This window comes from Vibrio sp. Hal054, from assembly GCF_037162405.1.
Lineage (GTDB): Bacteria > Pseudomonadota > Gammaproteobacteria > Enterobacterales > Vibrionaceae > Vibrio > Vibrio diazotrophicus.
Window position 1 is genome coordinate 727,945 of the sequence record NZ_JARLUT010000001.1, and the last position, 22,914, is coordinate 750,858.

Annotated in this window: 20 protein-coding genes; 7 read left to right on the forward strand and 13 right to left on the reverse strand. The window is 43.2% G+C overall.

Features of this window, described 5'->3' with window-relative positions; genetic code table 11:
* Positions 1-23: 23 nt before the first annotated feature.
* Positions 24-2,600 (reverse strand): leucine--tRNA ligase, encoded by a 2,577-nt coding sequence (gene leuS / locus P4S58_RS03300; RefSeq protein ID WP_102969172.1) that lies wholly within the window; start codon positions 2,598-2,600, stop codon positions 24-26.
* A gap of 122 nt (positions 2,601-2,722) precedes the next feature.
* Between leuS and P4S58_RS03305 the strand changes: the two genes are divergently transcribed.
* A complete protein-coding gene (locus P4S58_RS03305; RefSeq protein WP_042486463.1) occupies positions 2,723-3,193 on the forward strand; it encodes a zinc ribbon-containing protein in 471 nt (156 codons plus the stop codon).
* Positions 3,194-3,253: 60 nt separating this feature from the next.
* On the opposite strand, the gene lnt is transcribed toward P4S58_RS03305, so the two are convergent.
* The 5 genes from lnt to miaB all read right to left on the reverse strand — a co-directional run bounded on the left by lnt (position 3,254) and on the right by miaB (position 8,851).
* Positions 3,254-4,774 (reverse strand): apolipoprotein N-acyltransferase, encoded by a 1,521-nt coding sequence (gene lnt / locus P4S58_RS03310; protein ID WP_102969171.1) that lies wholly within the window; start codon positions 4,772-4,774, stop codon positions 3,254-3,256.
* 44 nt (positions 4,775-4,818) lie between these two features.
* On the reverse strand, positions 4,819-5,718 hold the full coding sequence (gene corC, locus P4S58_RS03315) for a CNNM family magnesium/cobalt transport protein CorC (protein ID WP_042486459.1): 900 nt from the start codon (positions 5,716-5,718) through the stop codon (positions 4,819-4,821).
* A 73-nt stretch (positions 5,719-5,791) separates the two neighbouring features.
* Complete coding sequence (ybeY, locus tag P4S58_RS03320; protein ID WP_102965406.1) at positions 5,792-6,256, reverse strand: rRNA maturation RNase YbeY; 465 nt, start codon at positions 6,254-6,256, stop codon at positions 5,792-5,794.
* Positions 6,253-7,359: a PhoH family protein gene (locus tag P4S58_RS03325; RefSeq protein ID WP_042486456.1), complete on the reverse strand. Its 1,107-nt coding sequence runs from the start codon at positions 7,357-7,359 to the stop codon at positions 6,253-6,255. The genes ybeY and P4S58_RS03325 overlap by 4 nt, the downstream gene beginning before the upstream one ends.
* Positions 7,360-7,426: 67 nt before the next feature.
* The gene (gene miaB / locus P4S58_RS03330) at positions 7,427-8,851 is read right to left on the reverse strand and encodes a tRNA (N6-isopentenyl adenosine(37)-C2)-methylthiotransferase MiaB (protein ID WP_042486452.1); all 1,425 of its coding nucleotides are present in this window, start codon (positions 8,849-8,851) and stop codon (positions 7,427-7,429) included.
* A gap of 302 nt (positions 8,852-9,153) precedes the next feature.
* On the opposite strand from miaB, the gene P4S58_RS03335 reads away from it, so the two are divergent.
* Complete coding sequence (locus P4S58_RS03335; protein WP_102962778.1) at positions 9,154-10,305, forward strand: 2-octaprenyl-3-methyl-6-methoxy-1,4-benzoquinol hydroxylase; 1,152 nt, start codon at positions 9,154-9,156, stop codon at positions 10,303-10,305.
* Between the two features lie 109 nt (positions 10,306-10,414).
* Here the strand turns inward: P4S58_RS03335 and crr are convergent, their stop codons facing one another.
* From crr to cysZ, 5 genes are all read right to left on the reverse strand, one after another.
* Entirely contained in the window at positions 10,415-10,924 is a 510-nt protein-coding gene (gene crr / locus P4S58_RS03340) for a PTS glucose transporter subunit IIA (RefSeq protein WP_042486447.1), read from the reverse strand.
* A 105-nt stretch (positions 10,925-11,029) separates the two neighbouring features.
* Complete coding sequence (gene ptsI, locus P4S58_RS03345; protein ID WP_102969170.1) at positions 11,030-12,754, reverse strand: phosphoenolpyruvate-protein phosphotransferase PtsI; 1,725 nt, start codon at positions 12,752-12,754, stop codon at positions 11,030-11,032.
* A gap of 140 nt (positions 12,755-12,894) precedes the next feature.
* Complete coding sequence (locus P4S58_RS03350) at positions 12,895-13,152, reverse strand: HPr family phosphocarrier protein (protein ID WP_042486442.1); 258 nt, start codon at positions 13,150-13,152, stop codon at positions 12,895-12,897.
* 296 nt (positions 13,153-13,448) lie between these two features.
* Entirely contained in the window at positions 13,449-14,417 is a 969-nt protein-coding gene (cysK, locus tag P4S58_RS03355; RefSeq protein ID WP_042486437.1) for a cysteine synthase A, read from the reverse strand.
* A gap of 170 nt (positions 14,418-14,587) precedes the next feature.
* The gene (gene cysZ / locus P4S58_RS03360; RefSeq protein ID WP_102953751.1) at positions 14,588-15,331 is read right to left on the reverse strand and encodes a sulfate transporter CysZ; all 744 of its coding nucleotides are present in this window, start codon (positions 15,329-15,331) and stop codon (positions 14,588-14,590) included.
* Between the two features lie 238 nt (positions 15,332-15,569).
* Here cysZ and zipA point away from each other — a divergent pair, with 238 nt between their 5' ends.
* The 5 genes from zipA (at position 15,570) to cueR (ending at position 21,342) form a co-directional block, all read left to right on the forward strand.
* Complete coding sequence (gene zipA, locus P4S58_RS03365) at positions 15,570-16,427, forward strand: cell division protein ZipA (protein WP_102962776.1); 858 nt, start codon at positions 15,570-15,572, stop codon at positions 16,425-16,427.
* Between the two features lie 63 nt (positions 16,428-16,490).
* Positions 16,491-18,500 carry an NAD-dependent DNA ligase LigA gene (gene ligA, locus P4S58_RS03370; RefSeq protein ID WP_102969169.1) on the forward strand — a complete coding sequence of 670 codons (2,010 nt, stop codon included), beginning with the start codon at positions 16,491-16,493 and terminating at the stop codon, positions 18,498-18,500.
* A gap of 487 nt (positions 18,501-18,987) precedes the next feature.
* Complete coding sequence (gene chiP / locus P4S58_RS03375; protein ID WP_042486426.1) at positions 18,988-19,992, forward strand: chitoporin; 1,005 nt, start codon at positions 18,988-18,990, stop codon at positions 19,990-19,992.
* Between the two features lie 76 nt (positions 19,993-20,068).
* Positions 20,069-20,875: a hypothetical protein gene (locus P4S58_RS03380; protein ID WP_102969168.1), complete on the forward strand. Its 807-nt coding sequence runs from the start codon at positions 20,069-20,071 to the stop codon at positions 20,873-20,875.
* 62 nt (positions 20,876-20,937) lie between these two features.
* On the forward strand, positions 20,938-21,342 hold the full coding sequence (cueR, locus tag P4S58_RS03385) for a Cu(I)-responsive transcriptional regulator (RefSeq protein WP_102969167.1): 405 nt from the start codon (positions 20,938-20,940) through the stop codon (positions 21,340-21,342).
* Positions 21,343-21,405: 63 nt separating this feature from the next.
* On the opposite strand, the gene P4S58_RS23675 is transcribed toward cueR, so the two are convergent.
* Positions 21,406-21,855, reverse strand: a complete 450-nt coding sequence (locus P4S58_RS23675) for an NfeD family protein (protein WP_042486418.1) — start codon at positions 21,853-21,855, stop codon at positions 21,406-21,408.
* Entirely contained in the window at positions 21,852-22,781 is a 930-nt protein-coding gene (locus tag P4S58_RS03395; protein WP_102969166.1) for an SPFH domain-containing protein, read from the reverse strand. Before P4S58_RS03395 ends, P4S58_RS23675 begins: the two co-directional genes overlap by 4 nt.
* Positions 22,782-22,914 lie beyond the last annotated feature (133 nt).

The following is a 22,914-nucleotide window of genomic DNA, read 5'->3' on the forward strand; positions in this document are numbered from 1 at the left end:
TTTACAGACAACATAAGTACGAATTAGTTCGCTACGATATTCAGCAGCTTACCAGGAACGTAGATAACTTTACGTACGGTTAAACCTTCAGTAAATTTCACTACGTTTTCGTCATTTAGACCAAGCTCTTCGACTTGCTCTTTAGTCGCATCAGCAGCCACGGTTAGTTTGCCGCGCAATTTGCCGTTTACCTGAACAACGATCAGTTTTTCATCTTCCACTAACGCTGCTTCATCGAACGTAGGCCATGATGCACTATCAATCTCTGATTCGCCAAGAGCTGTCCACATTTCAAAACAGATGTGTGGTGCGATAGGGTAAAGCATCAGCGTAATCGCTTTTACTGCTTCGTCCAAAATTGCACGATCTTGTTCTGATTCCTGTGGTGCTTTAGTCAGCTTGTTCATCAGTTCCATGATTGCTGCAATTGCCGTGTTGAACGTTTGGCGACGAGCGATATCGTCCGTTACTTTTGCAATTGTTTTGTGAACATCACGACGAAGTGCTTTTTGGTCTGCACTTAGTGCGCTGGCATTAACAGCTACAGCTGCACCTTTCGATGAGTGCTCACGAGCCAGTTTCCAAACACGTTTTAGGAAGCGGTTAGCGCCTTCAACGCCAGATTCTTGCCATTCAAGAGTCATGTCTGCTGGAGAAGCAAACATCATGAACAGACGTACTGTATCTGCGCCGTATTTATCAACCATCTCTTGTGGGTCAATACCGTTGTTTTTCGACTTAGACATTTTGATCATGCCTGAGTGTTCAACGCTGCGACCTTGGGTATCTACTGCGGAAGTAATGTTACCTTTACCGTCACGTTCAACCTTCACTTCAGTTGGTGAGATCCACTCTTTTGTGCCTTTCTCATTTGTCAGGTAGAAAGCATCAGCCAGAACCATGCCTTGGCAAAGTAGCTGTTTGAATGGCTCGTCAGAGGTTACATAACCCGCATCACGTAGCAATTTGTGGAAGAAACGAGAGTACAACAGGTGCATACACGCGTGTTCAATACCACCAATGTATTGGTCTACTGGTAGCCAGTAGTTGGCTTTTTCTGGATCTAGGATGTCATCTGCTTGTGGAGAACAGTAACGAGCGTAGTACCAAGAAGACTCCATGAATGTATCGAATGTATCGGTTTCACGTAGTGCTGGCTCGCCATTGAAAGTGGTTTTTGCCCACTCTTTGTCTGCTTTAATTGGGCTGGTTACGCCATCCATAGTTACATCTTCAGGCAGAATCACTGGTAGTTGATCTGCTGGAACAGGATGAACTTGACCATCTTCAGTCGTCACCATTGGAATTGGCGCACCCCAGTAACGCTGACGAGAGACACCCCAGTCACGTAGACGGAAGTTTACGGTTTTAACGCCTTTACCTTCTGCTTCAAGTTTCGCAGCAATCGCGTTAAATGCTTCTTGGAATTCAAGACCGTCAAACTCTCCTGAATCGAACAATACCCCTTTTTCTGTGTATGCCGCTTCAGAAATGTCTAGCTCGCTACCATCAACAGGCTTGATTACAGGAACAATATCTAGACTGTATTTAGTCGCAAATTCGTAGTCACGTTGGTCGTGTGCAGGTACTGCCATTACAGCACCTGTACCGTAATCCATCAGTACGAAGTTTGCTACATAAATAGGTACTTCACGACCGTTCAATGGATGAATCGCAGTAAGGCCAGTTGCCATACCTTTCTTCTCCATTGTCGCAAGTTCTGCTTCTGCAACTTTGGTGTTTTTACACTCATCAATGAAAGTCGCTAGCGCTGGGTTGCTTGCTGCTGCTTTCGTTGCTAAAGGATGACCTGCAGCGATAGCTACATAAGTTACGCCCATCAATGTGTCTGGACGAGTGGTGTACACTTCGAGATCTTGAGCTTCATCTTTTACTTCAAACTTAAGCTCAACACCTTCAGAGCGACCGATCCAGTTGCGCTGCATGGTTTTAACCATTTCTGGCCAGCCTTCAAGCTTGTCTAGATCGTCTAGTAGCTCTTGTGCGTATGCAGTGATTTTAATGAACCATTGTGGAATTTCTTTTTGTTCAACTGGAGTATCACAACGCCAGCAACAACCATCTTCTACCTGTTCGTTAGCCAAAACAGTTTGGTCATTTGGACACCAGTTTACTGAAGATGTTTTTTTGTAAACCAAGCCTTTTTCGTAAAGCTTAGTGAAAAACTCTTGTTCCCAACGGTAGTACTCAGGACGACAAGTTGCGAATTCGCGATTCCAGTCATAGCCAAAACCCAGCAGTTTAAGCTGGTTTTTCATGTACTCGATGTTTTCGTATGTCCAAGGCGCTGGTGCTGTCTTGTTTTTTACTGCAGCATTTTCTGCTGGTAGGCCGAACGCATCCCAACCGATTGGTTGCATAACGTTCTTGCCTTGTAAGCGTTGGAAGCGAGAAACAACATCACCGATAGTGTAGTTACGAACATGACCCATGTGCAGTCGACCACTAGGGTATGGAAACATAGACAGACAGTAGAATTTTTCTTTGTTTGGGTCTTCACTTACAACGAAAGTCTTGTTGTTATCCCAGTGCTGTTGAACTTTTTGTTCAATATCTTGCGGGTTGTATTGCTCTTGCATCGATGATATCCGGTTCTCTTGGAATTTGTGAGTTCAGTTTGAACAGACTCTTATAGATCGACATAGAATACATAAAGGAGCACAGCACAACAATAGCCAATCCGATTTGAAAGAGAGGTCTTATGCCAAAACAAAAATCTGGTTATGAAGCATTACTGAAAGATGTCGTTGAAACGCTCAAGCATAGCCGTGAGGAAGTCAGCCATATTGTCGAAACTTCTGGCAAAATTGTCAGTGCGGCTAATGATCTAACTAAAGATGAATTATCCCTTATTTCTGAATATGTTAAGTCAGATTTAAAAGAGTTCGCTGAAAGTTATGAAGAGAGTAAAAGTGGCCCATTTTACCTGATGATTACCGATTCCATCTGGCAAGGGTTGCTTGATATCACCGACAGAACCAAAGTGGAGTGGGTGGAGCTGTTCCAAGATCTGGATCACCAAGGCTTGTATCATGCTGGAGAGATGATAGGGCTTGGTGTGCTGGTATGCGAAAGCTGCGGTCACAAGGTGCAATATAACCACCCTTCAGAAATTGTTCCCTGCATTCGTTGCGGTAATAAAGTGTTTGGACGCTTACCACTTAAACCTTAGCGAACCTTGCGTTTTGAGGTGATAGAACAAAAGAGCCCCGTGGGCTCTTTTGACGTTTAATTAATGATGATTCTTTCGCTGGAGAATCAAGCCTAAGGTTAGTCCGAACACCACCCACAAGTACAGCGGCCAACTACCAAACTTATGGTAAGGTGTTTGTCCACGAGTTGGGATGACCTCCGCTTTAAGCACACCCGTTTCAAACTGAGGGATCTGCTTTATAATGTTGCCTCGGTAATCGGTCACTGCGGTTACACCATTGTTGGTAGATCGCACGACAGGTTTGCCCATTTCTAACGCTCTCATTCGAGCGATTTCCATATGTTGAAGCGGACCAATGGATTTACCAAACCAAGCGTCGTTAGACAGCGTCAGGATAAAGTCGGTATCTTCATTGACGTTTTCTCTCACCTGTTCGTTGAAAATAATTTCATAGCATAATGCTGAAGCGAACTTGTGGCCGTTAACGTCGATGTTTGGTTGAATGTAACTGCCTCGGCTAAAAGAAGACATAGGTAAGTTAAAGAAAGGCGCAATCGGTCTTAGAATCTCTTCAAATGGGACAAATTCACCAAACGGAAGTAGGTGGTGTTTGTTATAGCGTCTTGCTGTCTCATATTGATATGCGGTGTTACTGGTTCCGCCGAGGGCTAACACACTATTATAGAAAGCTTTGTTTTCATCTTGATTAAGAATGCCAAGGATAATGCCGCTGTTATTAGCTCGAGCAAGTTCATCAAGACTTTTCAAATAAGAAGGCAGCTCATATTCAAAAGCGGGTACGGCGGCTTCTGGCCAGATGATAATGTCAGCGTCCCAATTCTCTCGACTAAGATCCGTGTACTTCATTATGGTCGGCCAGCGATGAGAAGGTACCCATTTCAGTGCTTGTTCAATATTGCCTTGAATTAAAGCAACCTTCGTTGAACGATCGGCTTGTGGTGTGACCCAATGCGCAGAGCGCAAACCATATCCAGTGGCAAAGATAACGGCAGGAATTATCAACAAAGACCAAGACTTATTGATAAACGAATACGCCAAACAGCCAGAGCACACCAAAACAAGTAGTGTCAGAAGCTCTACGCCACCAAGGGGAGCAAAGTTAGCGAGTGGGCTTTCGATTTGACTATAGCCTAACCACAGCCATGGGAAGCCCGTCATAACCCAACCACGTAACCAGTCAAAGATGAGCCAAAGAATCGGTGCGGCAAGCAGTACTCGAGTTCGGCTATTTGTTTGGAAATAACGATTCAGTACCCATCCGAACAAAGCCGAATAGATTGCCAGATAAGCGACTAAGAGCACCATCAAGAAGATGCTGGCGATTTTAGGCATGCCACCAAAGGTATCAATACTGACATGAACCCAGCTAATCCCGGTGGCAAATTGTCCGATTCCCCACAAGTAGCCTATCCACGCGCCTTGTTTTGCAGACTGTTTATGTAGAAGAAGTAACAGCAGAGCCGGACTGATAAAGGCGAGCGGCCAAATTTGATATGGAGCGAAAGACAGGGTAGTGAGAGCGCCAACAAAAGCGGCCGCAAGTGGCCGCATTAGGCGATGAGTAAAGTTATTATTCATCTGCTACTTTTAATAGACTCTTAGTTGGTAAGAGACAAAAAGAATTATTCTTCAGTAATTTCAGGCATCGATTCCAAATCTGGAATGGTGACCTGAAGCTGGATAACCCGACGGCTATCAGCTGCGGTAACTTTAAAGCTGTAATTGCCAATTTCAACCACTTCGCCGCGAGTCGGTAAATGACCAAATGCCGTCATCACCATACCGCCGACCGTATCTACTTCGTCGTCACTGAATTGTGTTTTGAACGTATCGTTGAAATCATCAATCGTCGTCAGCGCTTTGACTGCGTAAGTGTGTTTGCTTAGCTTACGAATTTCCAGCTGTTCTTCGTCATCTGTCTCGTCTTCGATTTCGCCGACAATCTCTTCAAGAATGTCTTCGATGGTGACAAGGCCAGAAACGCCGCCAAATTCATCAACAACAATCGCCATGTGGTAGCGTTCCTCACGGAACTCTTTTAGTAGACGGTCTACCCGTTTACTTTCAGGCACGACGACGGCTGGGCGTATCACCTCTTCGATATCGAAGGGAGTACTATTGGAACCTAAATACTTGAGTAAGTCCTTCGCTAGCAGAATACCTTCAACATGGTCTTTATCTTCACTGATCACCGGGTAACGAGAGTGCTGTGCATCGGTGATGAGTGCAATCAACGTATCGAGATCGTCGGTACGTGAAATTGTGACCATTTGAGAGCGAGGGATCATAATATCTCTAACTCGCATCTCTGAAATTTCCATAACACCTTCGAGCATGTCGCGGGTGTCGTGGTCAATTAAGTCATTTACTTCAGAGTCACGAATCACATCAACCAATTCTTGGCGATCTTTCGGCTCTCCCTGAAACATTTGACCCAGGCGTTCAAAGAAGGACTTTCTACTCGGACCTTCAGACTTTTCTTTTTTGCCTTCGTTAGAAGGGGGCGAATTGTCTTCGTTCATTATTTCTCAAATTATTAACGCTACCAAAGTGTGGTAGCTCACAAATAAATATAAGGCCAATTTGACCTTATATTTACACTTTTTCTGCCAAATAGGGATCTTCAAAACCCAATTTTTGCATCAATTCTGTTTCGAGTGACTCCATCTCTTCGGCTTCGTCATCCTCGATATGGTCATAACCTAACAGATGCAGGCTTCCATGTACAACCATATGCGCCCAATGTGCTAGCAGTGGTTTGTTCTGCTCGCTGGCTTCTTGTTCAACAACTTGTCGACATATGACCAAATCACCCAGCAGATCCAGCTCCATCCCCGGAGGTGCTTCGAAGGGGAAGGAGAGAACATTGGTCGGTTTATCTTTACCACGGTAATCCATGTTGAGTTGGTGGCTCTCTTCGCTATCGACGATGCGAATAGTCACTTCAGCTTGCTCTTGAAATGGAGTGATCGCCGCTTCTAACCAAGTGGCAAAGTTCGCTTCACTAGGTAAGCCGTTTTCATCTTCAACGGCTAATTGTAAATCGAGTTTAATACTCATTGTTGGTCAGACTCTTTTATGGATGAACTAAGTTCTTCTTTCTGAAGTTCAAGCAGTTTAGACTCACGCTCTTCTCTACGACGTTTTTCGTACTCTTTACGCTCTTTCTGATCTTGTGCTTCCCATTTCTCATAAGCGTTAACAATACGAGCAACAACTGGGTGGCGAACAACGTCATCAGCAATAAAGAAGTTAAAGCTAATTTCTTCTACTTCACTTAACACTTCTACCGCATGACGAAGGCCGGATTTCGCACCGCGAGGTAAGTCGATCTGGGTAACGTCACCCGTGATCACTGCGCGAGAGTTGAAACCGATACGAGTCAGAAACATTTTCATCTGTTCAACTGTCGTGTTCTGGCTTTCATCAAGAATGATAAATGCATCATTCAGAGTACGACCGCGCATGTAAGCGAGAGGAGCAACTTCAATAACGTTACGTTCGATAAGCTTTTCTACTCGCTCAAAACCAAGCATTTCAAACAGCGCATCGTAAAGAGGGCGCAAATAAGGGTCGACTTTCTGGCTTAGATCGCCTGGTAAGAAACCCAATTTTTCGCCAGCTTCAACCGCTGGACGAGTCAGCAGGATACGACGAATCTCTTGACGCTCTAACGCATCAACGGCCGCGGCTACCGCAAGGTAAGTTTTACCAGTACCTGCTGGTCCAATACCAAATGTGATGTCATGTGTGGCCATGTTCATCAAGTACTGCGCTTGGTTTGGTGTGCGAGGTTTGATAACGCCTTTCTTGGTTTTCACAAACACTTCTTTGCCGTGAGTAAACTCTTCAGCGACGTCTGTGTTTTGCTCTAACACGCCGGATTCTTTAATCGCGAGGTGAATTTGTTCCGGTTCAATATCTGGAATTTCACCACGAACAGGCGCGGTATCAACATAAAGAGATTTGATGATATCAAGTGCTGCTGCCGTCGTATGAGGTTTACCCACAATGGTAAAGAACTGGCTGCGATGATTAATTTCAACGCCTAAACGACGTTCTAAATGCTTGATGTTGTCATCGAAAGGACCGCATAAACTGGCAAGTCGGCGGTTATCAGAAGGTTCGAGATTGATCTCTAGGGTAACAATTTTATTGCTCAAATTAGCCTCTCAGTATGGTCATATCAAGGTGTCCGATTTCGACCGGACACCTTATGACTGTTAAAGCTTATGGAGTAAACGTCGCTACTCCTAGCTCATCTTCACGTTTTGTTTTTGCCATCATTTCTGATGGAGAAGTGACAACGCGAAGGTTCATTTCTTTTTCTGTACGAATCAGTTCACCACGAAGTGAGTTCGGGAATACATCAACGATTTTCACGTCAACGAATTGACCGATTAAATCTGGTGAACCTTCAAAGTTTACAACACGGTTGTTTTCTGTACGACCACGAAGTTCCATCAGATTCTTCTTAGAAGTACCTTCAACCAGAATGCGCTGTTCTGTATCCATCATTAAACGAGAATAGCGCATTGCTTGAGAATTGATCTGCTGTTGTAGCTCATATAAGCGATCTTTTTTCTCTTGCTCAGTCAGATCACATGGGTAATCCGCTGCTGGCGTACCCGGACGAGGAGAGAAAATGAAGCTAAAGCTCATATCAAAATCCACTTCGCGAATCAGTTTCATTGTGTCTTGGAAATCTTTATCTGTTTCGCCTGGGAAAGCAACAATGAAGTCAGAACTGATCTGAATATCAGGGCGTGCTTTGCGTAGCTTACGGATAATAGATTTATACTCGATTGCCGTGTGCGGACGTTTCATCATCGTCAGAATGCGGTCACTACCGCTTTGAACTGGCAGGTGAAGGAAGCTCACTAGCTCTGGAGTATCTTCATACACAGCAATGATGTCGTCAGTAAACTCAAGCGGGTGGCTTGTTGTAAAGCGAATACGGTCAATACCATCAATGGTAGCCACTAGACGCAGCAGTTCAGCGAAAGAACAGATAGTACCGTCATGCATTGGGCCACGGTATGCGTTTACGTTCTGGCCTAACAGGTTTACTTCACGTACGCCTTGCTCAGCAAGCTGTGCGATTTCAAATAGCACGTCGTCCATAGGACGGCTAACTTCTTCACCACGAGTGTATGGTACAACGCAGTAAGTACAGTATTTTGAACAGCCTTCCATGATTGATACGAAAGCGGTTGGCCCTTCAGCGCGAGGCTCAGGAAGACGGTCGAATTTTTCGATCTCTGGGAAGGAAATATCCATGACCGGTGCTTTGTCAGTGCGAGACTGTTTAATCATCTCTGGCAAACGATGTAGCGTTTGTGGGCCAAAAATAACGTCTACGAAAGGAGCACGTTCGCGAATGTGGTCACCTTCTTGAGTTGCCACACAACCACCGACGCCGATCACAACGCCTTCTTTTTTGTCTTTCAGCGTTTTCCAACGACCAAGCTGGTGGAAAACTTTCTCTTGTGCTTTTTCACGAATCGAACAGGTATTAAGTAAAAGTACGTCTGCTTCTTCTGGATCTTCAGTCAGCTCATAGCCGTTGGCAGCGTTAAGCAGGTCGGCCATTTTAGATGAATCGTATTCGTTCATCTGGCAACCCCAGGTTTTAATTAGCAGTTTCTTACTCATTTTCACTTTCGCTCGTGTTAATTCTTAAATAAATCTTGAACGTTTTAGAGAGTGTAAACCCTTTGTGTATTCAAAGGTAAACAGCTCTCAGCTCAAATTATAGCCGCCATCTCGGCGGTAAGCCGCGTATTGTACTGCTTTAAAAAGTCACTGACTAGTGATTGGGTGAAATCTCTTAAATCCATTGCTACATCAGGCTTTTTACCCTGTTAACTCTAAGGTTTTGTGACAAAAACGTTCGCAAAAAAAGTGCTGTTCCGTACAATAAGCCACGTTAACGAATAGAGATAATAGTTGGAAAGATGAACGATTTTGACATTGTTGTGATAGGTGGTGGCATGGTGGGTGCCGCAACTGCGATTGGTTTTGCGAAACAGGGCCGGAAAGTCGCGGTTGTAGAAGGTGCAAAGCCGCAGACGTTTGAACCTTCTCAAGCGATGGACGTTCGTATTTCTGCTATCTCGCAGACTTCCGTTGATTTACTGGATTCACTGGGAGCATGGGAAAGCATTGAGGCCATGCGTGTGTGCCCTTACCGCCGTCTGGAAACTTGGGAACATCCTGAATGTCGAACTCGTTTCTCAGCTCAATCACTAGGCTTAGAACAGCTAGGCTATATGGTTGAAAACCGAGTCATTCAGTTGGGCTTATGGAGCAGTATGGAAGCGTATTCGAACATAACCCTGTTTTGTCCGGATAAGTTATCTAATATTCAGTTTGGCGATAGACAATCCATAGAGCTGGATTCCGGATCTCAGTTGGTTTGCGATTGGGTGATTGGTGCGGATGGTGCCAATTCGCAAGTACGTGCCAGTGCCAATATTGGTGTAACTGCTTGGGATTATCGTCAACACTGCATGTTGATTAATGTTGAAACTGAAAAGCTACAACAAGACATTACTTGGCAACAGTTTTTCCCATCAGGCCCTCGCTCTTTTTTACCATTGAATGGCAATCAGGCTTCTTTGGTCTGGTATGACTCTCCAAGTCGCATAAAACAGTTAGGCATGATGACAAATGAACAACTGAGACTGGAAATTCTTAACCATTTCCCGCAAGAGTTAGGGGATATTAAGGTTCTACAGAAAGGTTCTTTTCCATTGACGCGTCGTCATGCTCAGACTTACATAAAGAATCATTGTGTCTTGGTGGGCGATTCAGCGCATACCATTAATCCGCTAGCGGGGCAGGGTGTTAACTTGGGTTTCAAGGATGTCGCCACATTACTGGATTGCACTAATACTTTAGAAGAGCTAACGACAGGTGCGTTTCGCAGTTACGAACGCAAAAGAAGACCTGACAATTTATTGATGCAGACGGGAATGGATTTCTTTTATAAGACGTTTAGCAATGAAATTCCACCGCTCAAATTTGCTCGTAATGCTGCATTAAAACTGGCGGAACAGGCCGGCCCTGCGAAAGAACAAGTATTACGTTACGCGTTGGGTTTGTAGATGGATCTCAATTCACATTGGTAGGTATTTCAATACCAAACGCAAGATACAAAAAACGCTGCACGAGGCAGCGTTTTATATTCAACGAACTAACTATTTCTCTTTCGAGTTATTTAGTTACGCGAAGAACGGCAGTTTCACCAACAGAAACAGTACCAGAAAGCTTGTTCAGCTCTTTGATTTCGTCCATGTTAGAGATAACAACTGGAGTTAGAGTAGATTTTGCTTTTTCTTCTAGTAGAGCTAGATCGAATTCAATGATAGTGTCGCCCACTTTCACTGATTGACCTTCTTCAGCAATACGTTTGAAGCCTTCGCCTTTAAGTTCTACTGTATCGATACCGAAGTGAACGAATAGTTCAACACCATCATCAGACTCGATAGAGAATGCGTGGTTAGTTTCGAAAATCTTACCAATAGTACCATTTACTGGAGCAACCATTTTGTTGCCAGATGGCTTGATAGCGATACCGTCACCAACGATTTTCTCAGCAAACACGACATCTGGCACATCTTCGATGTTTACGATTTCACCAGAAAGTGGTGCGATGATTTCAATTGCACCAGCGTCAGCGCTGTCATCAGAGACTAGCTTTTTCAGTTTGTCAAACAGACCCATTGTGTCATGCTCCTAACGTTTTAAAATATTCTGTCGAAGTATAGTATACCAATCAAAAACAATAGACGACTACTTTTAGTCGTCTAAATCATTGGTATTCACAGATTATTGTGTTTTTTCAGCGATGAATTTTTCAACGCATGCTTCGATTTCTGCAGCAGTTGGTAGAGAAAGCGCTTCCTCAGCCATTGCTTTAACTTCTGCGAAGTTAGAGTTACGAACAACTTTCTTCACTTTAGGGATAGAAATACCGCTCATTGAGAACTCATCTAAGCCCATACCTAGTAGAAGAAGTGTTGCGCGTTCATCACCTGCTAGCTCACCACACATACCAGTCCATTTACCTTCTGCATGTGATGCATCGATAACTTGTTTGATAACAGTTAGTACTGCTGGAGACAGTGGGTTGTATAGGTGAGAAATCATCTCGTTACCACGGTCTACTGCTAGTGTGTACTGAGTCAAATCGTTAGTACCGATAGAGAAGAATGACACTTCTTTCGCTAGGTGGTGTGCAATTGCAGCCGCTGCTGGCGTTTCAACCATTACACCGATTTCGATGCTTTCATCAAATGCATGACCTTCTTCGCGAAGTTCTGCTTTGTATTCTTCGATGGCTTCTTTAAGAGCACGGATCTCTTCAACTGAGATAATCATCGGGAACATGATACGAAGTTTGCCGTGTGCAGAAGCACGTAGGATGCCGCGTAACTGGTCACGTAGAATTTCACGACGATCCAAGCTGATACGTACTGCACGCCAGCCTAGGAACGGGTTCATCTCTTTTGGTAGATCCATATATGGTAGATCTTTATCACCACCGATATCCATAGTACGGATAATGACAGCTTGATCTTCCATTGCTTCTGCAACTTCTTTGTAAGCTTGGTACTGCTCTTCTTCAGTAGGAAGAGATGTACGATCCATAAATAGGAATTCTGTACGGTACAGACCAACACCTTCACCACCGTTGCGTAGAATGCCGTCACAGTCTTTCACTGTACCGATATTGCCGCATACTTCTACACGGTGTCCGTCTAGAGTCTCAGCGTGAAGATCTTTAAGTTTCGCTAGCTCTTCTTTTTCATCGATGAAAGCTTGCTGTACTTTTTCTGCTTCAGCTAATTCAGCAGCAGTTGGATTAACAAAAATCTTGTTGTTAATTGCGTCAAGAACCAGCATGTCACCGTTCTTAACTTGTTTAGTAATATCGTTGGTACCTACAATCGCTGGAAGTTCTAGAGAACGAGCCATGATTGAAGTATGAGAAGTACGACCGCCGATATCACATGCGAAACCAAGCACGTAATCAAGATTGATTTGCGCAGTTTCAGAAGGTGTTAGGTCGTTAGCAACTAGGATAACTCGCTCATTGATGTTAGCGAGTGAAACTACATTGATGCCTAGTGCGTTCTTAACAAAACGAGAACCGATATCACGGATATCTGTTGCACGCTCTTTTAGGTATTCGTCGTCTAGAGATTCAAGCGCAGAAGCTTGCTCTTCGATAACAGTGTAAATAGCGTTATCTGCTGACAGCTTATCGTTTTTGATGAGTGCTAAAATTTCTTCTTCTAGCTCTTCATCTTCAAGCAACATGATGTGGCCTTCAAAGATGGCTTCTTTTTCTTCACCAAACGTTTCAAGCGCTTTTTGCTTGATTACTTCTAACTGTGCAGAAGCTTTGTTGCGAGCGTCGTAAAAACGAGCAACTTCAGATTCTACTTGATCGTCAGAAATGGTGTTTGTATTTAGGACAATTTCATCTTCTTGAAGTAGTAGTGCTTTACCGATAGCAATACCTGGAGATGCTAGGATACCTGAAATCATAGCTTTACCTTAAATTGGTCAACTGTAAACGGGAGATAAATGGACGCAGGCGCTAAAGATATTTTTAGCTTATTCTTTGAATAATATCCAACAAAGCCACTTTGGTTGTCCAAAATGGCTTTGAATTGGAATAGACCTGATTAGTGAAGTTGGTCCATTAGTGCTACTAGGTGGTCAACAGCTTTTTGAGCTTGAGGACCTTCTGCAGAGATAGTTACTACAGTGCCTTTAACTAGACCTAGTGTTTGAAGCTTGAATAGGCTCTTAGCACTAGCACTTTTGCCGTTAGAAGTAACAGTGATATCCGCATCGAAAGCTTTAGCTTCTTTAACGAATTGTGCTGCAGGACGAGTGTGAAGACCGTTTTCTGCAGTAATTTCTACTTTCTTCTCGTACATGTGATATACCCCAATAATTTATTTTTTGTAAGTTTATTAACCAGTTTTAGCTTAACCTTAGAAGCGCGTTTCTGCTAGCAGAGTAACGTGCTTTTCGTGTTAGAACTGATACTGATCTAAAATTCGTCAATCGTATTGCCTGTGAGTTGGCGATTACCATTGAACTGGAATTTTTATTGCTTCTTTATTTTGAAGCTAAAAATAAAACAGGGTGATATTACCAAAGGTAGAAATAGGATCAACAAAAAAGCCCCATCAAGGGGCTTTTTTAAATGAAAAATTGATTTAACCACATATTACTGTTGGTTTTCTTTTTCCGTGAAAATGCCAGCAAATAGGGCTGTACTTAGGTAACGTTCACCTGAACTTGGCAGTACAGTTACAATTGTTTTTCCTTCAAATTCAGGGAGTTCAGCCAAACGGTTAGCTGCAACGACTGCTGCACCTGAAGAGATACCTGCAAGGATACCTTCCTCTTCCATTAGGCGACGAGCCATATCAATTGCTTCGTCAGAAGTTACTGTTTCAACGCGGTCAATTAGGTCTAAATCTAGGTTACCTGGGATAAAACCAGCGCCGATACCTTGAATTTTGTGTGGAGCAGGCTGAATTTCATCACCCGCAAGCGCTTGAGTTATGACTGGAGATTCCGCTGGCTCAACAGCAACAGAGATAATTGCTTTACCTTTTTCACCTTTAATGAAACGGCTTGTACCTGTTAGCGTACCACCAGTACCTACACCTGCAACGAACACATCAACTTGGCCGTCAGTCGCGTCCCAAATTTCAGGGCCTGTGGTTTTTTCATGGATCTGAGGGTTTGCTGGGTTGTTGAATTGTTGTAGAAGAAGATACTTTTCTGGGTTGCTTGCAACAATTTCTTCCGCTTTAGCAATAGCGCCTTTCATGCCTTTTGCTGCTTCAGTCAGCTCTAGATTAGCACCTAGTGCTTTAAGTAGTTTACGACGCTCTAAGCTCATTGACTCAGGCATAGTCAGTGTCAATTTGTAACCGCGAGCAGCAGCAACAAACGCAAGAGCAATACCAGTGTTACCACTTGTTGGTTCTACTAATTCAACGCCAGGCTTAAGTGTACCTTGTTTTTCTGCTTCCCAAATCATGTTGGCACCGATACGGCATTTAACGCTAAAGCTTGGGTTGCGAGATTCAATTTTCGCTAATACTTTTCCTTTGCTGACTTTATTTAGTCGTACTAGAGGAGTGTTGCCAATAGTAAGAGAGTTGTCTTCGTAGATTTTGCTCATTGTTATATTCCTTCATTACGCATGTTTGGGTATCGGTATAACGATACGTTAGCGGATACAAAAAGAGCATATGTGCTCACTTAAAAAGGTAAAAGGATTAAATCGTTATATCTTATAGATAGAAGAGATCTTTCAGCAGTTTACCTAACTTAAGCGATGACATTGCCTTATTAACTTTTGTAGTTGCGTTTAAATTCATTCACCCACATCGCGGTTGCGCCGCAAACAGCGACAGGCATTACGATTAGATTAATAATAGGTATAGTTGTAAGAAAAGCGACCAGAATACCGAAGCCATAAGCTTTGCTTTGTTTTTGTTTCAAACTGTTTCTCATATCCTGAAAGGACACTTTGTGGTTATCAAACGGGTAATCACAGTATTGAATGGCAAGCATCCACGCGGTGAAGATAAACCATGCAAAAGGACCTATGGTTTGCCCAACAGCAGGAATCAATAGCAGGATGAATAACCCAAGCGCTTTCGGTAATACATAAAGCAGCTTTCGCCATTCGCGAGCCATAACTCGAGGAACGTCTTTGACGAAATCTAACACTCCGTCATCATTCACTTTGTCCCCAATCATTTTCTGTTCTACTTTTTCAGCAAGTAACCCATTGAACGGTGCGGCAATAAAGTTAGCTAATGTGCTGAAGAAATAAGAAAACGTTGCAAGAATCGTAAGTACTAGCAGTGGCCACAGAATGTAACTTAGCCAAGATAGAAAACTAGGAATGTGACCCATCCAGCTGTTAATCCATTCATCTAAGTGGATGAAAAGATAATATAAGGCTCCGCCTACTAATAAAATGTTGGCCAGCAGTGGTAGAATCACGAAACGTCGAATGCCGGGTGATACCGCCAGTTCGAATCCGTAGAAAAAATAACCCAAGCCTGAGCGCTGTTTCAAATGCATAGCTTATTCCGTGTCTTATTAAAGTGTCATAAGGATGAGCATTCTATTGTAACCAAGCTAAATCAGAATGAAAGAATGCTAAAAATCTCATTGTTATCTCAACTTATAACATTAAGTTGTTCTAAATCGGGGTAGAGTTTTGGTAGAGTATCTGGATATAAGAAATTTTGCCTCTGGTTGACGTTCTTAGAAAGCGTGAAATTCAGGACATCAAAAATCGAGAAACCGAGAGTTTAAGATGCAGGAATTGCGATTCGTACTCATTATTGTTGGCGCGCTAGCGATAGCCGCTTTGCTATTTCATGGTCTGTGGACCAGTAAGAAAGAAGGGAAATCCAAGTTCGGTGATAAGCCACTTGGTAAATTAGAGGTTGAACAAGAAGATACAGTACCTTCTCGTGCATTTGCTCCTGAAGATGACTACGAGATCATTCGTAAGGATCGTAAAGAGCCTGATTTTGGTTTGTCCGATACTGCAACTGAAGCTGATCCTTTGATTTCTGATTACGAACCAACCGTTGATGCTACAACTGCTATTAATACTGTTGAAGATGAGATGGAACTTGATGTGCCTTCTATGGTTGTTGAGAAAGACAACGATGAGGCAGTGACTGATTCAGTAACTGAAGAACAGCCTTCAGCAACGGATAACAAAGAGCCGAAATCGGATGAAATGGAAGTCATCGTTCTAAATGTCCATTGTGCAGGTAACGAACCGTTTGTGGGTACTAAGCTGTTCGATAGCATGCAACAAAACGGTCTACTTTACGGTGAAATGGATATCTTCCATCGCCATGCTGATATGTCTGGAACGGGCAAAGTGCTCTTCAGCGTTGCAAACATGATGCAACCTGGAACACTAAAGCACGATGACCCAGCGGAGTTTACGACTAAAGGTATTTCATTCTTTATGACTTTGCCTTGTTTCGGTGACCCTGCTCAGAACTTCAAGTTGATGTTGAAAACAGCACAGCAAATAGCAGATGATCTGAGCGGTAACGTACTGGACGATGCTCGTAACATGATGACTCCAGATCGATTAGATGCTTATAGAAAACAAATTCAAGATTTTAAGATCAAAGCTGCTCAGCAGTAAGTGAACAGTTATTATTAAAAGGCTCCAAGTCGGAGCCTTTTTTCATGATTCGAGAGAATAAGAATGCAAAACGTAGAGCAAAGACTAAAAGAACTAAGAGAAACGCTACATATTCACGCGATTCGCTATTACGTTGAAGATGATCCGACCATTCCTGATGCCGAATATGACCGTTTAATGCGTGAATTACTCGATTTAGAGGAAGCTCATCCAGAGTTAGTTACTGCTGATTCGCCAAGCCAACGAGTCGGTGGCATTCCATTAAGTGGGTTTGAACCTGTGACCCATGAAATTCCGATGTTGTCTTTGGACAATGCATTTGATGACGATGAGTTAAACGCATTTAATCGTCGAATGGGTGACCGTGTTGCTGCTGCCAAGCAAGCTGAATTTTGTTGCGAGCCTAAGCTCGATGGTCTTGCGGTTAGCCTGCTTTATGAAAATGGCGTTTTAGTCAGAGCAGCTACTCGAGGTGATGGCGCTACGGGCGAAAACATCACTGAAAACGTGCGCACTATAAAGTCTATTCCTTTAAAACTGCAAGGCGATTCATGGCCGTTACGCATAGAAGTGCGTGGCGAAGTGTTTATGCCAAAAGCGGGTTTTGAACGCATGAATGAGCTTGCGGTGAAAAAAGGTGAAAAGGTATTTGTTAACCCTCGAAATGCAGCAGCAGGGAGTTTACGTCAGCTTGATTCACGCATTACGGCAAAACGTCCTTTAGCTTTTTATGCGTACAGCGTAGGTGTGATTGAAGGTGGAGAGCTTTCATCGAGTCACTACGATCGCTTTATTCAGTTGAAAGGCTGGGGGCTACCAATGTGCCCAGAAACCAGAAGAGTTAAGTCTCTTGATGACGTAAAAGCTTATTATCAAGATATTCTGCAGCGTCGAGCTGAGCTACCTTATGAAATTGACGGTGTTGTGATCAAGCTGGATGATATTGCGCTTCAGGAACAGCTTGGTTTTGTTGCTCGAGCACCACGCTGGGCAATTGCGTACAAATTCCCTGCTCAAGAAGAAATGACGATCTTGAACGATGTTGAGTTTCAAGTTGGCCGAACTGGGGCGATTACCCCTGTGGCTAAATTGGACCCAGTATTTGTCGGTGGGGTGACAGTCAGTAATGCAACCTTACACAATGCCGATGAAATTGAGCGCCTAGGCGTGAAAGTTGGTGATACGGTTATTATTCGCCGCGCCGGGGATGTGATTCCTCAAATTGTTTCTGTTGTGCAAGAGTTACGCCCTGAAACCGCTCGAGAGATTATTTTCCCGGTCACTTGTCCAGTATGCCAATCCTCAGTTGAACGTGTGGAAGGCGAAGCCGTTGCGCGTTGTACTGGCGGATTAGTCTGTCAAGCGCAGCGCAAAGAAGCGCTCAAGCACTTTGTATCCCGCAAAGCTTTGGATGTTGATGGGTTAGGTGACAAAGTTATAGAGCAACTTGTAGATAAAGAAATGGTGGTGACTCCTGCTGATTTATTTAAATTACGAGCAGGTGAATTAACCATTTTGGAAAGGATGGGGCCAAAATCGGCGCAAAACATCGTCAATGCGCTTGAAAAATCTAAGCAAACTACGCTACCACGCTTCCTCTATTCTTTGGGTATCAGAGAAGTTGGTGAAGCGACAGCGTTGAACTTAGCTCAATACTTCTCAAATCTAGGGGCGATTAGCCAAGCTTCAGTGGAGCAGTTAATCGCAGTACCTGATGTTGGCAATGTGGTTGCTAATCATATTCACAGTTTCTTTGCCCAAGAGAACAACAATAAAGTGATTGAGGAATTGATTGAGCTTGGTGTTGAGTGGAGTGATGTAGAACCTCAAAGCGAAGACGCCCCTCAGCCATTGGCAGGAAAAGTGGTTGTCCTAACAGGCTCTCTGTCGCAGCTTTCTCGCAATGATGCCAAAGCCGCTCTTCAGGCTTTAGGTGCGAAAGTGACAGGAAGTGTTTCCAAGAATACAGATATACTTTTTGCGGGCGAAGCGGCTGGCTCGAAATTAGCAAAGGCGCAAGAGCTTGGTATTGAGATTCGCAACGAACAAGATTTGTTAGACTTAATGAAGTAACAACAGTTATTTATCAAAAAGCCTCTGTAATTTATTACTGAGGCTTTATTTTTATGCGTAAAATAACTTTAAACATATCCGTTACAACCGCAACTCTCTCCCCCAGTCTTTCAAATGTAACAGTTTGCATCTTTATGAAATCTTCTTGGAAAATATGCGATGTAATTCAACTAATATAAAATTGAATTTATTTAACTGTTTGTTTTTAAATTAAATTTTCATTTGTTTCATATTGTGTATTTGAGATTGAGATCTCGATCACTTACTCGATTAAAGTTTGCTCAAGTTCATATTTTTTTAGTCGAAAATTAAGTTCTCATTGATGTTTTACTCCATAAAGTTAGTCTAGTTGCATGAATGTACTCGTGCATTCAGAGTTTTTAGAGCGAAGTTAATCGCATTAAAGCTCGAAATATAAGTCTTCTCTTCGGCGGCCAACTTAAGAGAGACGAAACAAACAGCTATGTCTATTTTTAGGAGTTTTTCCATGGAAAAAGTATTTAAACGCACGCTTATCGGTGCGGCAGTCGCTATCGCTTCAACTTCTGCATTCGCAGAAGGCGAAACAGGTCAAATCGGCGTACTTTCAGATTTTAATGTTCAAGCATACGGTGTTGCGGCTATCTCTGCATTCTATCAAGAAGATGGTAATGGCTATGACTATGAGAACGAATCACGCATTGGTTTCCGTGCTAGCAAAGACATGTTCGATAACGTTAACGTATTCATGCAAATCGAATCAGGTTATGTAGGCGAAGATGGTAAAGGTTCTACCCTTGGTGCTCGTGATACTTTCTTAGGTTTGCAAGGTGACTGGGGTAAAGTTCGCTTTGGTCGTATGTTAACACCTCTATACGAAATCGTTGACTGGCCATACTCAAACCCTGGTTTAGGCCGTGTGTTTGACTGGGGCGGCGACGTTAAAGCTCACTATGACCGTAAAGGCGATATTGCACGCTATGATTCACCAGCATTTGGTGGTTTGACTTTTAATGCGTCTGTTGGTCGTGGTGATAAAGATGTAGATGGCTCGAACCACGTAGGTTTCGGTGTTCACTATAATGTTGCTGACATAGTGACATTACATGGTGGCTATGAGTCGAATTCAAAATACAATGGCACAGCCTTTGATTCAACAGCATACATTGTTGGTTTTGAACTGCCTCTACCTGCTGGTTTTGGTTTAGCTGGTGCATACAAGTTTAGTGAAGGTGAGTCTAAAACTGTTGCTGGTCAGGAAGGTGAGCAGGGTCAATACTCTATCATCGGTCAATACTGGAACGGCCCATGGGGCGTGAAAGTAGGTTACGCGGCTAACCTAGATTCGGAAGTGGCTAGCACCAAGCAAAACGATGACGATGAAGTTTTGTCTGCTCAGTTAATGTATGTGAAGAACGGTTTTGTTCCTTACCTACGTGTGGGCCAACATGACGCTTACAACTCTGACGACAAGAAAGCATTTGTACGTATCGGTATGGAATACGGCTTCTAATCGTAGCTAATTACCTTTCTTAATAAAAACGCCGGCCTAGTGCCGGTGTTTTACCTAGCTCCCAAGGATAATAAGTATGAAGAAAAATAAAACATCATTAATAATTTCAACTGTGTTGATTCTAAGTGGCTGCAGCACTTTAGATAGTTCTAGTACATTTGATGATGTCGCGAGCTCGGTCAAAGAGAGACATAACTATGTTCAGGTTGTCGCAAAAGAAATTATGCCGGATACCAAAGCGGTTACCGGTGCTGATGTTGTAAAATCTTCACTCTTCTATGTTGGCAATTTTGCAAAAGAAGCCAATGCAGATGTGAAAGGGTCGTATGTTGATATGAGTGTTACAACATTTAAAAGCTACGACCGTTTTGATAACGTTACTGTGAGTAACGAAAGTAATCCAATTGTTGATTACCGCCCTGTTGCGGAGACTTGTACTGAACATTGTACTGTTACCCAGTGGTTCCAATTTCCTTTAAGTGAAGAAAAAATATCCCAGTTCAAAGGTGATGAAGTTGAGTTCACCTTAGCTTCTAAGACTAACAAGAATGTTGTGCAGTTCTCTGTGCCTAAAGCCTATTTTGAAGCGGTAAAACATGAAGCGGCTTATGCAATGAGTAAACAACCTCAGCAAGTCGTTCCGGTCACTACGCTACCAGCAGAGATTAAGAGTCAATCTCAAGACATGGTTCAATACTGGTTCAATGAAGGTACAGCTGAAGAGCAAAAACAATTTGCAGACTGGGCGTTCAGCCAAAGAACGTCTGTCACGAACATGATTAAGACCGATAGTAAGCCCGTGGAAATGATGGCTTATTGGTATGACAAAGCAAGCAAGGCTGAGAAGTCAGAAATCTTAGCTTGGTTAATTCGTCAGGAGTAATTGCTATTTCGACTAATTAGAGGCATGGTTTAACCATGTCTTTTATTAGTAATAGTTGAACAATGAACATCAGTGAAGTCTCAAAAAAGACAGGTCTGACAGCTAAATCGATCAGACTGTATGAAGAAAAAGGGTTAATTAAACCGCCACATCGCTTAGACAATGGCTACCGAGATTACCATGAGCAACATGTCGCCGATCTCAATTTGATTGCACGATGCAAAGGGGTTGGGTTCAGTCTTGATGAGTGTAAAGCGATGCTCAACTTGGCCAATGACCCTGAAAGAAGTAGTTTCGCGGTGAAAGAAAAAGCACAGCAGAAGCTAAAAAATGTTGAGCAGAAGCTGAAAGAGCTGACCGTTATAAAACAGCAGTTAGAACTATGGATTCAGGAATGCCCCGGTGATGAGGGGAGTGAATGTCCGATCATCGACGATTTGAAAGGACAATGCTGTAAAACGAAATAATGCAAGCCAACACATAAGTTGTAGGCTTGCATTTTCTGTATTTAGACAGCGGTTTACTTTTGCTTAGATAGGTTCAACTTTCACGACAATACCATCTACATGGATAACTTTGACTCGCGTTCCTGCTTTTAGCGGCACATCGCATTCTGCTGTCCATGTGGTGTCACCCAGAATCAAGCGAAACTGACCGGCTTCAACATCCTGTTCAACAACCGAAGTTTTGCCGATGAGTTGCTTGTCTTTCTGATTAAGTTCTCTGTGCGCATCGTCTTCCTTGTCTGTAGAGAGTTGCTTCCTCCACCATAACCAGGTGGTGATTAATGAGAAACTCGCGAATGACATCCATTGCAGTTGCCAACCAATCGGTAGGAAAACGACAACAACTCCCACAATAAGCGCCGAGATCCCCAACCAAAGAAAATACCCTGCGGTTCCAATCAGTTCGACGGCTAACAGACATAAGCCAAGAGCTAACCAATGCCAATGGTTTAGCTGAGTTAAAAATTCAATCAAGAATCAGCCTCTTTTTTGTTGGTTTGTTTAAACATTTCGGCAATACCAGCCACGGAACCCATCAAACCAGTTGCTTCTAGCGGAAGCATAATGATTTTTCCATTCTCTGCCTGACCGATAGCTTTTAGAGCGTCTGTATATCCTTGTGCAATGAAGTAGTTCACCGCTTGCATATCACCTTGTGCGATGGCTTGAGAGACCATTTCTGTCGCTCTTGCTTCTGCCTCAGCCGCACGCTCACGGGCTTCTGCCTGTAAGATGGCTGCCTGCTTTTCACCTTCCGCTTTTAGAATTTCAGATTGTTTTTGACCTTCTGCTTTCAATATTTCAGCTTGGCGAACACCTTCAGCTTCTAATATGGAGGCTCGTTTCATCCGTTCTGCCTTCATTTGCGCATTCATGGCTTCTGTCAAATCGGTTGGTGGCTGAACATCTTTGATTTCTATACGTGTGACTTTAACGCCCCAAGGGTTAGTTGCTTGGTCAACAATTGACAGCAGTTTAGTGTTGATCATATCTCGCTGACTGAGCATCTCATCAAGTTCCAAAGAACCCAGTACAGTACGCATGTTAGTCAAAGTCAGGTTACGAATCGCGTTTTCTAAATCGTTGACTTCATAAGCCGCTTTAGCGGCATCGATGACTTGAACAAAGCAGACCGCATCGATTACAACATTTGCGTTGTCTTTGCTGATGACTTCCTGAGCTGGAATATCAAGCACTCGTTCCATCATATTGATTTTACGGCCCACTTGATCGATGAACGGAATAATGATATTGAGCCCCGGCTTTAGGCTATGAGTGTAACGGCCAAAGCGTTCTACCGTCCAGTTGTTGCCTTGAGGTACGGTTTTAACTGCTGAAAAAATAAAAACAATTGCTAGAAAAACAAAAATGCCGATAGCAATGAGTGAATCGAAAGCCATAACACATGTCCTCAATAAGTTAATTATGTAAGAAGGGATGGAAACTCCCTAAATGCAGTGTGTGGTATAGAGAAGGATTGAACAATATTTAGGCTTGGGTTTTGTAGTAAAGTTCAGAAAAAAGGCAGGTATT

Coding starts and splice junctions, on each gene's coding strand:
- leuS (WP_102969172.1), bottom strand. CDS start 2,600: ATGCAAGAGCAATACAACCCGCAAGATATTGAACAAAAAGTTCAACAG.
- P4S58_RS03305 (WP_042486463.1), top strand. CDS start 2,723: ATGCCAAAACAAAAATCTGGTTATGAAGCATTACTGAAAGATGTCGTT.
- lnt (WP_102969171.1), bottom strand. CDS start 4,774: ATGAATAATAACTTTACTCATCGCCTAATGCGGCCACTTGCGGCCGCT.
- corC (WP_042486459.1), bottom strand. CDS start 5,718: ATGAACGAAGACAATTCGCCCCCTTCTAACGAAGGCAAAAAAGAAAAG.
- ybeY (WP_102965406.1), bottom strand. CDS start 6,256: ATGAGTATTAAACTCGATTTACAATTAGCCGTTGAAGATGAAAACGGC.
- miaB (WP_042486452.1), bottom strand. CDS start 8,851: ATGAGTAAGAAACTGCTAATTAAAACCTGGGGTTGCCAGATGAACGAA.
- P4S58_RS03335 (WP_102962778.1), top strand. CDS start 9,154: ATGAACGATTTTGACATTGTTGTGATAGGTGGTGGCATGGTGGGTGCC.
- crr (WP_042486447.1), bottom strand. CDS start 10,924: ATGGGTCTGTTTGACAAACTGAAAAAGCTAGTCTCTGATGACAGCGCT.
- ptsI (WP_102969170.1), bottom strand. CDS start 12,754: ATGATTTCAGGTATCCTAGCATCTCCAGGTATTGCTATCGGTAAAGCA.
- P4S58_RS03350 (WP_042486442.1), bottom strand. CDS start 13,152: ATGTACGAGAAGAAAGTAGAAATTACTGCAGAAAACGGTCTTCACACT.
- cysK (WP_042486437.1), bottom strand. CDS start 14,417: ATGAGCAAAATCTACGAAGACAACTCTCTTACTATTGGCAACACTCCT.
- cysZ (WP_102953751.1), bottom strand. CDS start 15,331: ATGCATTTGAAACAGCGCTCAGGCTTGGGTTATTTTTTCTACGGATTC.
- zipA (WP_102962776.1), top strand. CDS start 15,570: ATGCAGGAATTGCGATTCGTACTCATTATTGTTGGCGCGCTAGCGATA.
- ligA (WP_102969169.1), top strand. CDS start 16,491: ATGCAAAACGTAGAGCAAAGACTAAAAGAACTAAGAGAAACGCTACAT.
- chiP (WP_042486426.1), top strand. CDS start 18,988: ATGGAAAAAGTATTTAAACGCACGCTTATCGGTGCGGCAGTCGCTATC.
- P4S58_RS03380 (WP_102969168.1), top strand. CDS start 20,069: ATGAAGAAAAATAAAACATCATTAATAATTTCAACTGTGTTGATTCTA.
- cueR (WP_102969167.1), top strand. CDS start 20,938: ATGAACATCAGTGAAGTCTCAAAAAAGACAGGTCTGACAGCTAAATCG.
- P4S58_RS03395 (WP_102969166.1), bottom strand. CDS start 22,781: ATGGCTTTCGATTCACTCATTGCTATCGGCATTTTTGTTTTTCTAGCA.